Raw genomic sequence first — 14,026 nt, 5'->3', positions numbered from 1 at the left:
TACGGGTGCTGCAAATTCTTTGTCCGCCTGCGAAATGCGTATCGCAGAGGGACCATCCGGTGGGTCGGGGTGAGCCGATTGGTGATGAGAAGCCGACGCAGGAAGCTAAACAACCGCCATCTGTGCCTGAAAACACGTCAATTTTCCGGCTAAATGTATTTGCGGGCTGACGAATGGTCAATGACGAGCTGCCCGAAAAGCCTATCAAATACGACCAGTCCACGCGATCGTCCTATTCTCGCTGCAAAGAATCTGTCTTCGGCAATCCGCCGCAATCGTCGCCAGCGAAATCATTGATCGCCAGAAATTCAATCGGCTGGCCAACCAGGACGCCGTTAAAACACGGCACAACAGGCAAATTCAACAGGTACAGGGCACGGCAAAGAGCCCCCAGCGAAGGGCCAAGACCGGCAAAGAGATGACCTGCGATTCAAAAAAATAGGGCTGACAGGAATCGAACCTGCACTTCCGAAGAAACTAGATCCTAAATCTAGCGCGTCTGCCAGTTCCGCCACAGCCCCGGTTTGAATTCGCTTGCACATCGCCGAGTCTAACGATGCTTCGATCGATTCCAAGAGGTGATGACCTCGAAAAATCGAATTCCATTCTAAAAATGACTCGCACACAGCCATCGACGAACAGCCGAAAGTGTCGCCAGTCGATCACGACCGTCCGCCAAGTACGAACGTTTGCCAAGTAAGACCGTTCGGCAAGCCGATCGATACTACCGTCGCCGGCTGAATCGCCATCGCGACCATCCAAAATCGGCGACATCCAACGCATGGCTTTCTCGGCGACCGCTGCACTGGTCAGTAGCCATCGCCGAAGCTCGCAGACTTCGGCTTCTGGATGCCGATCCGAACCACGTCCATGACCGGATCGGTCTCTATCTGAAATTCAATATCGGTGCGACCAGCCGAATCCTGCAGACAAAGTCCGCCCCGTCGCTCGGCCAGCAATCGGCGAGCGCACATCCGCTGCCCCAACGAACGCCCACAGGTGAACCCACAGGCGTCTGTCGCGGCAAATCCGATCAGTTACCAGCGGCGTCAGCAGCAACGGTCGGAACGACCCAAACCTTGACGCTGGCGTCCACTTCGCTGTGCAAGTGAACTTTGACCGTGTAGAGGCCAAGTTCCTTCAGCGGACCTTCCAAACGAATTTGGTCGGTAGCCAAGGTGAAGCTGGCACCCTTGAGCGATTCGACGATTTCGTGGGCTCCGACGCTGCCGTACAGATGGCCTTCGTCGTTGGCGTTGGCTTCGATCGTGATCGACTGACGACCCAATTCGTCGGCCAGCTTGCGGAATTCGCTGAGCTTTTCGAGTTCGATCGCACGCAATTTTTCACGGTGCTTTTCGACCATTCGCTTGTGGTGGTCGGTTGCGACGGTGGCCAGACCCTGTGGCAACAGGAAATTCAGAGCGTAACCGGACTTCACCTCGATGATGTCGCCCTGCTTACCAAGATGTTCGACGTTGTGGATCAACAGCAGTTGAATGCCGCCGTTCTCGCCTTTGGGCAAACGCTTGAAGGTCTGGGTACGTCGACGGGGAGTGGAGGTAGTCATATCAAAACTCTGAATGATCGAATCAGTGATTCAGTTGAATGGAATGTTAAATTTCAGGGGACAGGTGACGAATCGCTGGGATTCGACCAGCCTCGTCAACGGTCGCAGTTGGCTTGCCAGAACGAAATGTATAGCAGATCGCCCTACTAAAATGGAATATCTGGCTCGTCGTAACCGGGACCATCCCCGGTGGGCTGAGCCGACCGTCCTTGGTTGGATTCTTTGACGCTTTCGGAGCGACCACCGGAACCGCCATCGCCTGAACTGTCGCGTCCCGAATCATACTCGCTGTACTCGTCACTTCGCGAAGCCGATTGCGCTGCCGGTGCAGGCCGTGCGGCTGGTGCTGGACGGCTTGCCGATCCACCGCCACTGCCGCCACCGCTTCCTGGCGCGCCACCGCTTAGCATCTGCATTCGGTCGCAAACAACTCGCAATTTACTTCGTTTCTGGCCGTCGGTTTCCCAGGTATCCAGTTTCAACCGACCTTCGACCAAGATCGGCGAACCTTTGCCAAGGTATTCGCTGGCCACTTCTGCCGTTCGCCCCCACAGGGTGACGTCCACAAAAGTCGTTTCTTCGACCCACTCGCCGCTGGCCGATTTGCGTCGGTCATTCACCGCGATACTGATGTCCGAAACCGCAGTTCCACCTGGCGTGTATCTCAGCTCGATATCTCGAGTCAGATTGCCCACCAAGATGACTCGGTTATAGCTTGCCATGGGTTTCCCTTGCCTGCATCGAACGCCTGCAACCGATTTGCATTTTCATCAAACGCAGTGGAGCACAAGCGAATCTTTGAAATACCTACGCTTCGACGGCTGCGTCGTCGCTTTCGGCAACGACTTCAGCTTCACCGTCTGCGGATTCAGCCGAAGCTGAAACGCGGACCGATTCGCCACGAGCGTTTGCCAAGATCGGCTCGATCAACCGTGGTTCCAGCTTCAACGTCATCTGACGCAAAACAGGTTCGCACAACTGGAAAGCGCGATCCAGCTTGTTCAGGCTAGGACCTTCCATTTCGAAGTAGGTCAACCAGTAGGTGCCCTTTTGGTGCTTGTCGATTGGATAAGCAAGCTTTTGCTCCATCCACAATCGACTGACCAATACTTCGCCACCGGCTTCGGTGATGATGTCGCTGACTTGCTTGCTGACGCCACCGGGATCGCGAGCGTACAGGTTGCTATCGAGGATCAGCAGGGTTTCGTAAGTGTTCTTTTTAGCCACAGTCGGTCAATCTCTCTAAAACAGTTTCGGTCGTTGGTCGTTGTTTTTGGACAGTCTATCTGCTCTCTACCCGCTGGCGGACTGACACAGCCCGCCGAATCCAGCGAACCTTCAAGAAGGTCGCCCCGGCTTCCCGCCGTTACCGGAGACGTCCCTTTGCTTCTTGGACGCTCCTTTTTTGGCTCCGCCGTCATCGCCGCCATTATGCCGATTCATCGCCGCGGCGACACCATCGGTGGCCCAGCTGATCGCGACACGAGCCGCAGCGGTTGCGGCAGTCTCCATCGTCTCTTGTTCGTTACCCGAGAATTTCCCGAGCACGTAGTCTGTTACTTCCCAACCTTCGGGCGGGCGTCCGATGCCAATCTTCAGCCTGGCGAATTCGTCGCTCTGCAGGTGCCGGATCGTATCAGCCAAGCCCTTCTGGCCTCCCGCTGAACCCGACGCTCGCAACCGCACCTTTCCGCTGGCTAAGTTCAAATCGTCACAGACGACCAAAACATCACTGGCAGCCAACTTATAAAAATCCATCGCCTTGCGAACACTTTGCCCGCTGGCGTTCATGTACGTCTGAGGCCAAAGCAGAATCAACCGCTCGCCTGAAACCACCGCGTCGGCCGCCATCGCTTCGAATTGAACCTTCGAAGGACTAGCAGAAACCAAAGCGGCAACTTTATCCACTACGACAAACCCGATATTATGCCGGGTTTGCTCATACTTTCGGCCGGGATTCCCGAGCCCAACGATCAACTTCAAAGCCTTGCGTTCCAGCTTGCGAGGGCACAAAAACCTGACCGTTTTCCGCGACTGACAACCCGGGCGGTCACAAAATACTCACGCCCACCATTGCCAACCAGGATCATCAGTCCTCACCTTCGCTGCTGTCGCCACCCTTGGAGATCACCTCAGGCTCGCCACCAACGGCGACGGCTTCGTCACCTTCTTCGCTGGCCTTGCGAGGCTCTTCGACGTGACAAACAACCGTTTCGGCAGGCGTGACCAGTTCGACACCCTCGGGCAACACTAGATCGCCAGCGGACAAGTGCCCGCCCAACGCTAGTTCCGAGACGTCCAGATCAATGTTTTCAGGAATCGCGCCGGCAGGGCAGCGGATTTCGACTTCGTGGGAGTTTTCCAGCAGCATGCCGCCTTCACGAACTCCAACAGCTTCGCCGCGGACGTGAATTGGCACGTTCACAGCAACCATTTCTTTCAGGTTCACCCGAATCAGGTCCATGTGCAAAACGTCGATGCCCAAAGGATCCCAGTGGATATCGCTGACCAAGGCGGTTTCTTTGCATACGCCCTTCAGTTCGACCATCTTGCCGTGGTGACGCAACAAGGTGCGAACCTGGGCTTCCGGGACTGCAAGATGCTTGTTCTCTTCGCCGTGACCGTAAAGCACTGCAGGAACAAGACCCTTGCGACGTAAACGACGAGTCGCGGCAGAACCGACTTCCTCGCGAGTTTCGACTTCAAATACGTCTGCCATCGATGCTTTACCTTAAACTGTCAATGTTGATCGGGTGGTTTGTTTTGTTTGGCCGCGTTTTGCAGTGCCGGCGTTCGATTTCTTCGACCGTTTCCTGGCAGGCTAAACCTTTTGGTGCGATGATTGCACACGAGATTTTCACGCGAAGCGGGTAAGTATGGCGGAAGAAGCCGCTCACGCAAGCCCAAAGCGACTGTGACGGCTTGGGAAAACAGGCGATTTGCTAACCGCTGACTCCGAATGTGCCCGCGATAGCGGAAAACACAACGGTGGACACACCTAGAACGTCCACCAAACCTTTTGAATCGGTACAACCGGAAAGATTTTTCTGCCCGACTGGCGGCGACGGGACCTCCGGTCGGCTTGGTCCCCGCGAATCGGCTGGCAGCCGCGATGGAGTCCGCCCCCCCGCATCGACCGTGCGATTTTCACCCGCGGCGATCGGCTGGGTCGCCATCGGAACCGGTGAACCTGTTTTCCTACATTCCCGTCTTTTGAGTCCTTTAGCGGAAAGCGACTCGGCTGGTACACTTCCAGGCAGTCAACCGTGTCCATTTCGAGTGAGAGTTTTCATGGCCCAACGCAAGGGTTCTGAGTTTGCCGGTCTGTCCGTCGCCATCATCACGCCGTTTTCCGACGACAAAGTCGACGTTGTTCGACTTCGGGAACAAGTCGAGTTCCAGATCGCTGCCGGCACCAAATGCATCGTTCCCGTCGGCACCACCGGCGAATCGCCAACCCTGTCGCACGACGAACACGAACGCGTCATCAGCGAAGTGATCCAGTGCGTTGCGGGGCGAGCCAAAGTGATGGCCGGTACGGGAAGCAATAGCACCGCCGAAGCGCTGCGGCTAACCCGCCGTGCGGCTGCCGAAGGCGCCGACGCAACGCTGCAGGTCGCCCCCTATTACAACAAGCCGACCCAGGAAGGCTTCTACCAACACTTCAAAGCGATCGCCGAAGACATCGATATCCCGGTGTGCGTTTACAACATCCCAGGCCGAACCGGCAAAGAGATCGACGTCGATACGATCCAGCGGCTATCCAGCCTGGACGGCATCAAGATGGTCAAGGAAGCCACCGGAAAACTGGACCAGTGTTCGGCCATCCTGGGCACGACCGATCTGACCGTGCTGTCGGGCGATGACTCGCTGACTCTGCCGATGATGAGCGTCGGTGCCGAAGGCGTGATCTCCGTCGTCGGCAACTTGGTACCGGGTCCAATGATCGAATTGGTCCAAGCCGCGGCGGCGGGCGACTTCGAAACCGCTCGAAAACTGCACCACCGTTTGTTCGCGCTCTGCAACACCATGCTGGGCCTGGCAACCAACCCGATCCCTGTCAAAACCGCCATGCAAATGGTCGGACGCGACACGGGCGAATTGCGATTGCCAATGACACCGCTGGACGCCAAAGACTGCGAAACGCTACGCGAAACCCTGTTCGCATTCGGATTGCAAGAAGCAACGGCGGTCTAATTCCGCATCCGCCACGCGCGGATATCAGGTGCAGCATCCCATCAGCCGCCACGCGATAGCGTCCGGCTGAAAGCGGGAACGATGGCCAGCAGCCTGCTGGTTCAGCGAGCCGCTTGGGCGATCGCAGCCTGCTGATTGAGTCGCTGCCAAGAAAGTAGCTTTGCAATCACAACCCGACGCGTGAGCGGCGTTGTGATTGAGTCGCTGCCAAGAAAGTAGCTTTGCAATCACAACCCGACGCGTGAGCGAGGGATCCTATTGAACCCCTGGCTCACGCAGCGGGTTACTAGATCAGCAGGCCGGTAAGCGAGCGGCGAAACCGAGGCGAGCGACGAATCGGCAAAGTCAAGATACAAATTGCCGAGTGTTTCGGCGGTTGGGGTTTGCCGAAAGTCTTGGCGACTTCCGCTACGCAGCGTTGTGCAGGGTTGCCGAAAGTCTTGGCGACTTCCGCTACGCAGCGCTGTGCAGGGTTGCCGAAAGTCTTGACGACTTCCGCTACGCAGCGTTGTGCAGGGTTGCCGAAAGTCTTGGCGACTTCCGCTACGCAGCGTTGTGCAGGGTTGCCGAAAGTCTTGGCGACTTCCGCTACGCAGCGTTGTGCAGGGTTTGCCGAAAGTCTTGACGACTTCCGCTACGCAGCGTTGTGCAGAGTTGCCGAAAGTCTTGGCGACTTCCGCTACGCAGCGATGTGCAGGTTTGCGCGAATCGCTCTTCGACCGAAAGACGTCTGGCTACCTGCTTAGCTTGGGCGCGACTGCTTTAGAAAATCCTGGACCGTAGGAGTCGGTTCGGCGACCGGCTCGGCTGGCATGAAGAGCGAACGGAAGAAACCTGGCTTGGTTTCCTCGGTAGAACTCGATGGAGTCTTCGAAGACGCCGGCAGATAATTGACCGGGTTCAACTTCTGTGGATTGAAGATCTCTTTGGTCTTCGTCCAGCTTCGCGTGGCGGTTTGTTTCACCTCGGTGAACAACCCGTCTTTCTTTTCGACGATGCGAGCCTTTTCCTGCTGACCGGGCAGCATTTCTTTGAAGTTCGGCATCGTCCAGTTGGCTGGATTGAGCCCGCTGAACATGCCCGCCATCGGCGACGCAGGCTCCTCACCCAACTCAGGCGCCATGTCCTGAGCCGAGGCGGAAAGCGATAGCCCGACAATGGCCGTGATCGCGATCAATGCACGCAGCGGCGATGGCGAAAACCGCTGGGCGGTAAGCAAATAGGTGTTTGGTTTCATGGATGTATTCTCCTGCGGCGATTCTTCGATCCGCGGTGAAAGCCTCTGCCGCGGGGCACCCATGCGCCGCCACGACCGTTTTTGAGTGGTCCTTCCTGAGGGCTATCGCAAGATTGACGCTGTTTTGGCAAGCCCATTTCTAAAATTTCGCCATTTCATCCTGTTGCACGCGTGAAACCCACCCCACCGCAGTGAAAAGCATCCGCGGCCGATGCCGACCGCCGGGCTTGCGGCAAGGATGCCCTGAAAAAAACTTGACACGGGCTCGCGATTCTGTATTAATGAATTAACACAACAGGTCAATCATGCGAATCCATATCTCATCCGACGGCGTCCCGATCTACCAACAGATCGTGGACCAAATTCGAACCCGAATCTTCTCGGGCGGGCTGAACACGGGCGATGAATTGCCCGCGATCCGCACGTTGGCGGAAAGCTTGCGGGTCAACCCGAACACGGTCGCCCGTGCTTATCGCGAGCTCGAAAACGACGGGCTGGTCGAAAAACGCCGCACGACGGGAACGTTTGTGGCAGAGACCACCCAACAGCGATCGGTGGCCCAGCGGCGGCGATCGCTGGAACCTCACTTGGACAATCTGATCATCCAGTCCCGCCATCTCGGGTTCACCATCGACGACGTGGTGGGGCTGCTGATGACACGGGACGAGAAGCTATCTGGCGAAAACCCTTCGGAAAAGGCAAGCGGATCATGAAGTCACCACAGACTATTCCCCCACCCGCCCAACCCCCGACCGCCGGACAACCGCCTGCCGTTGACGTCCAGGGACTCGAGCGCAGCTTTCGTGGCACGGTCGCCTTGGCGGGCGTCGACCTGTCGGTTCCCCAAGGCTCCATCTTTGGACTCGTTGGGCTCAACGGCGCTGGCAAAACGACACTGATTCGGCACCTGATCGGTTCGCTGAAAGCACACCAAGGCAAAGTCCGTGTGTTGGGGCATGACCCGGTGGCCGACCCGGAAGGCGTGCTAAAGCGGATCGGCTATCTGACCGAGGAAGATTCGCTGCCGAAGTGGATGCGAGTGGGTGAGTTGATCGATTTCACGCGTGCGCTGTACCCGACCTGGGACAACGCCTACGCGACCGAGCTATGCGATCTGTTCAGTCTGGCCCGGTCCACCAAGCTACGTTCGCTGTCCAAGGGTCAACGTGCTCGCGCGGGCCTACTGGTCGCGATCGCTCACCGACCCGAACTGTTGATCCTGGACGAACCGTCCAGCGGGCTGGACCCGATCGCCAGACGCGACATCCTGGAAGCGATCATCCGTACCGTCAGCGACGACGGCCGGACGGTGCTGTTTTCGAGCCATTTGCTGGACGAAGTGGACCGTGTTTGCGACCACATCGCGGTGATGCACGACGGCCGGATCATCGAGACCACGACCACCGAATCGATCGCGACCGACTACGCGGAAATCATTTGCCGCCCGAAATCGGCGTGGTCATCGCCGCCATCGATCCAGGGCGTGTGGGGCTGGCAGTCCAGCGGCCAGGAATGGTCGGCCGCCGCCCAACGCGACCGCTTAGAATCGCCAGAAATATCCAGCGAAATCGGCTTGATCCAGACCCGGCCGATGTCGCTGGAACGCTGGTTCGCCGCTCGCGTGGGCCGCGGCGGTGATGGAACGTCCCATCCGTCCCCATCGGCGCCGAACAGTGTCGCCAAAGATTCCGAGGCCCCCAATCATGTTTAATTCACGGGGCATGTTTGACGCATTGGGCATGCCTGAAACAATGGCACTGACGCGACTGGCAATCTCACGCAGTCGAACCGCGGCGATCGTGCTGCTGGGGATCATCGTGATCGGCTGCAGCATCGTCCTGGCGATACACCAGACATTGGCCCCCACGACCGAAGCCGAAGACCTGGCTCGATATTCCGCCGTCATCATCGCGTGGACCTTCCTACCCGCTGGGATTGCCAGCTTGGTGCTGTTTGATTTCTCCAGCGGCAACAGTGTCAATTTGCCCGAAAGCAACTGCAGTCACTTTGTGCTGCGGATGCCGATCCGGTCTTGGAAGATCGCTGTCGTTCCGCTGCTGCTAAAAACCGCTTGGATCAGCATGGTGTGGTGCCTAGGATCCGGTTTGGTCAGACACTTCGTCGGGGCTACCCCACCCATCGTGATTCCCTGCTTTGCGTTTTCGGCAGTGGCCATGTGGTTGATGGCGATCGCTTGGCGCCCGTTCAAATTTGCATGGACTCGCTTCATCTGGATCGCGTTGGCCGCCGTCGTATCGTATGCATTCTTGCTACTGTACTTTGCTGCACCGACGATGCCGGCCGTGGGCTGGCGTCCGCTGGCAATCTGGTCCAGCGCCGCTTTCGCCGTTATCAACTGGGGGGTCGCCATGGTGGCCGCGGTGATGTCGATCGAAAAGGCACGCACGTCCGCCGAGGGGATCACTTCGACGGGGATGTTCGAGCGAGGCATTTTCCATCGAACCGCAGCCCTATCCAACAGCACTCAACAGGCGATCACCACGGAACGCCAAATCGAAGTTCCGGTTCGAACCTTTGCAAGTCCTGTGGCGGCGATCGCGTGGTTCGAGCTTACTTCGACGCGGGATTACTGGTTGCGGACTCTGCTGGTCGGCACGTTGCCGTTGGTTTTGATCCTGACACTTGCCACCCCGTTTCACGCAGCTTGGGTCGCCATGGCGTTGATCAGTTTCGCTGTCCTGGCGGGTATCAGCGTTTCCGTTGCGGGCGAATCACCATCGGCGAAATTGCCCCCGATCCTAGTTCGTTCACCAGTCAGTGATGCCGCCATCGCTTGGACACGGGCCGCAGTTTCGATGTCGATGGCGGCCTGCATGTTCGCGTTCATCCTGCTGGCATTCGCAGGCTGGGCTATCTGGCCATCGAATCGTGAGATCTGGATCCAGTGGTCCCAGGAGATTGCCAGACAACTGGACGCACCGGCGCAGGCGATCAACATCGGCTTGGCAATCTCGTTGATGATTGTGATCGGATTCACGACGGTGGCGGCCAGTTTCGCAGGCGGCTTGTCGTGGGCCGGCAGCACCGGTCGCGACTGGGTTGCGATTCCGCTTGCCTTTGCATGCGGAATCGGTTTCCTGGTGCCGATTGGCATTATCAGCCTATGGTTGGCACACCAAAGCGATTGGGAATCGGCACGCGCTTCGCTGGTCGCGCTGAGTCGTTTTATCCGCCCGGCCATCATCGCATTGCTAGTGACGAAACTGATCGTGGCCACCGGCATCAGCATCAAGCTACGGAAGCTTGACTTGGCTAGGCCGCGTTCCATTTGCACCGTGTGGATTGGGTGGGTGATCGTTTCCATCGGGATCGGCGGCCCGCTAGCGTTCATCAATCCCTTCGCGATCATCGAAAGCTGGCACTGGGTGTCCATGACCGCTTGCCTGATCCCGCTGGGCGGAATCCTGATGCTGCCGTTGTCGGCCTACTGGAACCGGCACCGCTAGGGGTGGCCGAAAGTCTTGGCGACTTGCGCTACGGGGGCGGCTAGGGAGGGGTGGCCGAAAGTCTTGGCGACTTGCGCTACGGGGGCGGCTAGGGAGGGGGGGGCCGAAAGTCTTGGCGACTTGCGCTACGGGGGCGGCTAGGGCGGGGGTGGCCGAAAGTCTTGGCGACTTGCGCTACGGGGGCGGCTAGGGAGGGGGGGCCGAAAGTCTTGGCGACTTGCGCTACGGGGCGGCTAGGGAGGAGTGGGGGCCGAAAGTCTTGGCGACTTGCGCTACGGGGGCGGCTAGGGAGGGGGGGGGCCGAAAGTCTTGGCGACTTGCGCTACGGGGGCGGCTAGGAGGGGGGGGCCGAAAGTCTTGGCGACTTGCGCTACGGGGGCGGCTAGGAGGGGGGGGGCCGAAAGTGTTGGCGACTTGCGCTACGGAGTCGGTTTTTTGCCTGGGCGATGCGTGTTGGGAATCCTGACAGACCGCTGCTGTTGCTTTCGCCCCAATCGCCATGCCACCACGGCCCACAAACCTGTCAGCGGGATCGCCCACAGGTTCAGCACCGACAGACTCAGTCCCCAGGATCGCAGCGACCCGAAGATCTGCCCGGAGATCGCGTCGCCACCGCGCAGCACGACCGTGTCGATGAAGCTTTTCGATTTGTATTTCTCTTCGCGACTGACAACGGTGAACAACACTTCTCGCGCAGGCACCGTGATCCCGTAACCGATCGCTCGGGAAATAACCACGACCACACACAGCGTCAGCAGCACCGGGGCAACGGCCAGCGACGCGAAGCCCGCCGCGTAAACGCATGGCAAAATCACCAACGAAACGGCCACGCCCAGCCGCCGTAGGATCACGCCGGAAAGCAACCACTGCACCAACAACGTCAGCACCTGCGTCCCCAGATCCAGATAGGCAAACAACTCCGTCCGCTGCTGTTTCGTTTCGATCTGGTCAGCAACGATTTCGGCCTGTTCAAAGTACAACTGGGTCCCGCACGCTTGAACAAAGAACAAGAACAAACAGATCATCATCAGGTACGGCGACGACGCAACGTGCGTGATCCCGCTTAGCAACCCGCCACCGGTCGGTTTGTCGGAATCGGCGTCGCCGGCTTTCGCGTCATCGGCCGCTGCCCCACCCGACAAGCCTCGCTCCGAACCAACCCCATTTTTCGCGACCGTCGTCTCCAGTCGCCAGGCGCACATCAGTCCGATTTCGATCATCACGACCGGGATCAACAGCAGCCAACTGGTCGACAAAACGCTGGCCAATTGGCTGGTCAGCAGCGATCCCGTGATGGCCCCCGCGGTCCCTCCGGCGGCGACCATTCCGAACAAACGTTTGCCTTGCGAACTGCTGAACAAATCCGCCAACACGCTCCAGAAAACGCTGGTCGCGAACAGCGAAAAGACGTTCACCCAAACAAAGAAAACGCGAGCGGTGGCCACCTGAACCGATTCGTTGTCCACCCGCATCAGCAGAAAGAACGCCAGCAAGCAGGCGGCAAAAAAGTGGTAGACGACGCGGACCAACCAACGGCGGGGCAAGCGAGCCACCAGTGCGGAATAGATTGGCACAGCGACCAGCATGACCGCAAAGGTGACCAACATCAGCCCTTGCAACTGCTTCGTCCCACCGATGCTGCCCATCGTTTCGCGGACCGGGCGAACGATCAAATAGCCCAGCAAGATGAAAAAGAACCAAGCGGTCGCCCAGACCACGGCGCCGCGTTCCCCGGGGCGAACCCGCGGCCCATCCGTCAGACCATCGGGCGGACCGTCTTTCGCTGCCCGATCATTTTCAGCGCTTCGATCGCGATCGTCGCTAGGACGCCCCGCGTCAGAATGATCGGCGGTCATGATTCAGCATTCGTAATGGGGCCTGCGGTTTGTCGCTGCCGATAGCGTACCGCAATGCGTATCCCGCAATCAGGGCGGCCGGCCTAGGACTGCCGCGGTCCGCCTTCCCAGTCGTTGCAGCTCCAGTCGTTGCCAACCGACTAATTGCTAACCGACTAATTGCTAACCAACCAATTGCTAACCAACTAGTTGCGAACCAATTAATTGATGGGGCGTAGATTGCGAGCTTGCTGGCGAAGACGCAGCGTTTGCCCACGCATCTGGTCGCTCAACCGCCGTAGTTCCGCGTCCAACCGGGCGGCGGCCGCTTCACTATGGACGATCGGAGCGGCGCCCAGACGCACATCGTTCTGGTCCACTCCGCGTGCCGAAGCGGACGCTGCCAACGTTTCTCGCACCATCAAATCGCTGAGCCTGGCTTCCGTACGCCTCGCATCCACGGGAATCATCTGAGGCGCCGACCATGCCATCCGAATGCCGTCGACTTGCGACTTTGCGTGGTCCGACACCAGGGCGATCCTGGCATCCACGCTGTGGGCATCGGTGTCAAACACCCACACCCAGCGGCGAGAATCGACGCGATAGACGAGTTCGAACAACTGCAACTGCGATTGCAAACATTGATCAAACGCATCGGCTGCTTGGCGCGACACCGCAGCCCCTAGGGTGACGGTTCCGGCCGCCATCCGATCTTCGCAGCGCGGATGGGCAGTGGTCTGTGAGATTTCGACAGCGACCGATGGCGGGTCCAATCGGACGCGTTCAACGGCGTCGTCAGCCTGCATCCCATCGGCACGATGATGGTGTTGCGATGGTTGGTGAAGTTCGCCGCGTGCTTCCACTCGCCATCGCGCCCATGCCCCGGCAACCGAACGGGGGCCCAATGCCGGTGTTTGGAAGCTGACTTCGGTACCGTAGCCAAGCCGCGACCTTAGTTTCAAAGACGAAAAGTGAACGGCGGCCAACTGACGACAGATCGTTAGCCCGAGCCCTTCGCCACCGCTGAGGGAGACCTGTCGATCGGCGATTTGACGGATGTCACGTTCGCTGATCCCGGCGCCCTGATCGACAACCGACCACAGCAACATTTCGTCGCCACGGCTTCGCTGCAGCCGGATCAGGACCGTACTGCCGTCTCGGCTAGCACGGATCGCGTTGGTCACCAAATTGACGATCAATCGTCGCAGGATGCTGGCATCGGCAAACACGATCGCACCGGCATTTTCGGCGGCGTCCCACAGGACGTCGATGTTCCGTGGCACGGCCCATGGCTGCAGCGTATCGTCGACGACGCGACGCACTTCGGCGACATCGATCCAGCTTCGGTTGGCGCGCGGCATCCCGGACCGAAGCCGTTCTAGTTGAACCATTTCGCCGACCATCTGGTCGATACAGTTGCACTGATCGATGGCGGCGGCCAAACAGCCCCGTTGGTCGATGGATATCGCGCCCAAGTCGCCGTCGTGCACCAAGCGAATCGCTTCGCGGACGGCGGTCAGGGGCGAACGAAGATCGTGAGCCGTCTCGCTCATCACTCGCGCCGCGGCAGCTTCGCTAGCCAACGCCTGCTGAATGACATCGGACTGCGGAGAGGATACCGCGCCGGTGGTCCGACGAGAGTGTTTCGGAGCTGTTGAGTTTGAAAGAGCCAAGGTCACGATCCTCCTACAAAAATGAAAACGCAGGGCTGCGTATTGCT

14 protein-coding genes and 1 tRNA gene are annotated in these 14,026 nt (G+C 58.7%); 5 read left to right on the top strand and 10 right to left on the bottom strand.

The window, feature by feature from the left end; translation table 11 throughout:
* Positions 1-439: 439 nt before the first annotated feature.
* The 7 genes from K227x_RS07170 to K227x_RS07145 form a co-directional block, all read right to left on the bottom strand.
* A tRNA-Leu gene (locus tag K227x_RS07170) sits at positions 440-521 on the bottom strand.
* 288 nt (positions 522-809) lie between these two features.
* Entirely contained in the window at positions 810-974 is a 165-nt protein-coding gene (locus K227x_RS30320) for a hypothetical protein (RefSeq protein WP_218933833.1), read from the bottom strand.
* 59 nt (positions 975-1,033) lie between these two features.
* Positions 1,034-1,570 carry a 50S ribosomal protein L9 gene (gene rplI / locus K227x_RS07165; RefSeq protein WP_145168895.1) on the bottom strand — a complete coding sequence of 179 codons (537 nt, stop codon included), beginning with the start codon at positions 1,568-1,570 and terminating at the stop codon, positions 1,034-1,036.
* Positions 1,571-1,716: 146 nt separating this feature from the next.
* Positions 1,717-2,292, bottom strand: coding sequence for a single-stranded DNA-binding protein (gene ssb, locus K227x_RS07160; RefSeq protein ID WP_145168894.1), 576 nt, complete (start codon positions 2,290-2,292; stop codon positions 1,717-1,719).
* An 85-nt stretch (positions 2,293-2,377) separates the two neighbouring features.
* The gene (gene rpsF, locus K227x_RS07155) at positions 2,378-2,797 is read right to left on the bottom strand and encodes a 30S ribosomal protein S6 (RefSeq protein WP_145168893.1); all 420 of its coding nucleotides are present in this window, start codon (positions 2,795-2,797) and stop codon (positions 2,378-2,380) included.
* Positions 2,798-2,908: 111 nt separating this feature from the next.
* Positions 2,909-3,553 carry an aminoacyl-tRNA hydrolase gene (gene pth / locus K227x_RS07150; RefSeq protein ID WP_145168892.1) on the bottom strand — a complete coding sequence of 215 codons (645 nt, stop codon included), beginning with the start codon at positions 3,551-3,553 and terminating at the stop codon, positions 2,909-2,911.
* Between the two features lie 106 nt (positions 3,554-3,659).
* Positions 3,660-4,289: a 50S ribosomal protein L25 gene (locus K227x_RS07145; RefSeq protein ID WP_145168891.1), complete on the bottom strand. Its 630-nt coding sequence runs from the start codon at positions 4,287-4,289 to the stop codon at positions 3,660-3,662.
* A 572-nt stretch (positions 4,290-4,861) separates the two neighbouring features.
* Here K227x_RS07145 and dapA point away from each other — a divergent pair.
* Positions 4,862-5,767 (top strand): 4-hydroxy-tetrahydrodipicolinate synthase, encoded by a 906-nt coding sequence (gene dapA, locus K227x_RS07140; protein WP_145168890.1) that lies wholly within the window; start codon positions 4,862-4,864, stop codon positions 5,765-5,767.
* Between the two features lie 364 nt (positions 5,768-6,131).
* Positions 6,132-6,392 carry a hypothetical protein gene (locus K227x_RS07135; protein ID WP_145168889.1) on the top strand — a complete coding sequence of 87 codons (261 nt, stop codon included), beginning with the start codon at positions 6,132-6,134 and terminating at the stop codon, positions 6,390-6,392.
* 117 nt (positions 6,393-6,509) lie between these two features.
* Here K227x_RS07135 and K227x_RS07130 read toward each other — a convergent pair whose 3' ends face one another.
* Positions 6,510-7,004 carry a hypothetical protein gene (locus K227x_RS07130; protein WP_145168888.1) on the bottom strand — a complete coding sequence of 165 codons (495 nt, stop codon included), beginning with the start codon at positions 7,002-7,004 and terminating at the stop codon, positions 6,510-6,512.
* A gap of 305 nt (positions 7,005-7,309) precedes the next feature.
* Between K227x_RS07130 and K227x_RS07125 the strand changes: the two genes are divergently transcribed.
* Genes K227x_RS07125 through K227x_RS07115 form a run of 3 tightly spaced genes read left to right on the top strand, consistent with a single transcriptional unit; the run spans position 7,310 to position 10,471 of the window.
* The gene (locus K227x_RS07125; protein WP_145168887.1) at positions 7,310-7,717 is read left to right on the top strand and encodes a GntR family transcriptional regulator; all 408 of its coding nucleotides are present in this window, start codon (positions 7,310-7,312) and stop codon (positions 7,715-7,717) included.
* Positions 7,714-8,715 carry an ABC transporter ATP-binding protein gene (locus K227x_RS07120; protein WP_145168886.1) on the top strand — a complete coding sequence of 334 codons (1,002 nt, stop codon included), beginning with the start codon at positions 7,714-7,716 and terminating at the stop codon, positions 8,713-8,715. The genes K227x_RS07125 and K227x_RS07120 overlap by 4 nt, the downstream gene beginning before the upstream one ends.
* Complete coding sequence (locus K227x_RS07115) at positions 8,708-10,471, top strand: hypothetical protein (RefSeq protein ID WP_145168885.1); 1,764 nt, start codon at positions 8,708-8,710, stop codon at positions 10,469-10,471. Before K227x_RS07120 ends, K227x_RS07115 begins: the two co-directional genes overlap by 8 nt.
* Positions 10,472-10,890: 419 nt before the next feature.
* Here the strand turns inward: K227x_RS07115 and K227x_RS07110 are convergent, their stop codons facing one another.
* Positions 10,891-12,327, bottom strand: a complete 1,437-nt coding sequence (locus K227x_RS07110) for an NTP/NDP exchange transporter (RefSeq protein WP_145168884.1) — start codon at positions 12,325-12,327, stop codon at positions 10,891-10,893.
* Positions 12,328-12,527: 200 nt separating this feature from the next.
* Positions 12,528-13,979: a sensor histidine kinase gene (locus tag K227x_RS07105; protein WP_145168883.1), complete on the bottom strand. Its 1,452-nt coding sequence runs from the start codon at positions 13,977-13,979 to the stop codon at positions 12,528-12,530.
* Positions 13,980-14,026: the final 47 nt, after the last annotated feature.

Source organism: Rubripirellula lacrimiformis, assembly GCF_007741535.1.
GTDB classification, from domain to species: domain Bacteria; phylum Planctomycetota; class Planctomycetia; order Pirellulales; family Pirellulaceae; genus Rubripirellula; species Rubripirellula lacrimiformis.
The sequence above is the reverse complement of the archived record's forward strand: the minus strand, read 5'-3'. Positions and strand labels throughout refer to the sequence as shown.

Excerpts from the sequence above, each read along its gene's own strand:
- K227x_RS30320 (WP_218933833.1), bottom strand. The coding sequence starts at position 974 with ATGTGCGCTCGCCGATTGCTGGCCGAGCGACGGGGCGGACTTTGTCTG.
- rplI (WP_145168895.1), bottom strand. The coding sequence starts at position 1,570 with ATGACTACCTCCACTCCCCGTCGACGTACCCAGACCTTCAAGCGTTTG.
- ssb (WP_145168894.1), bottom strand. The coding sequence starts at position 2,292 with ATGGCAAGCTATAACCGAGTCATCTTGGTGGGCAATCTGACTCGAGAT.
- K227x_RS07145 (WP_145168891.1), bottom strand. The coding sequence starts at position 4,289 with ATGGCAGACGTATTTGAAGTCGAAACTCGCGAGGAAGTCGGTTCTGCC.
- dapA (WP_145168890.1), top strand. The coding sequence starts at position 4,862 with ATGGCCCAACGCAAGGGTTCTGAGTTTGCCGGTCTGTCCGTCGCCATC.
- K227x_RS07130 (WP_145168888.1), bottom strand. The coding sequence starts at position 7,004 with ATGAAACCAAACACCTATTTGCTTACCGCCCAGCGGTTTTCGCCATCG.
- K227x_RS07125 (WP_145168887.1), top strand. The coding sequence starts at position 7,310 with ATGCGAATCCATATCTCATCCGACGGCGTCCCGATCTACCAACAGATC.
- K227x_RS07120 (WP_145168886.1), top strand. The coding sequence starts at position 7,714 with ATGAAGTCACCACAGACTATTCCCCCACCCGCCCAACCCCCGACCGCC.
- K227x_RS07115 (WP_145168885.1), top strand. The coding sequence starts at position 8,708 with ATGTTTAATTCACGGGGCATGTTTGACGCATTGGGCATGCCTGAAACA.
- K227x_RS07110 (WP_145168884.1), bottom strand. The coding sequence starts at position 12,327 with ATGACCGCCGATCATTCTGACGCGGGGCGTCCTAGCGACGATCGCGAT.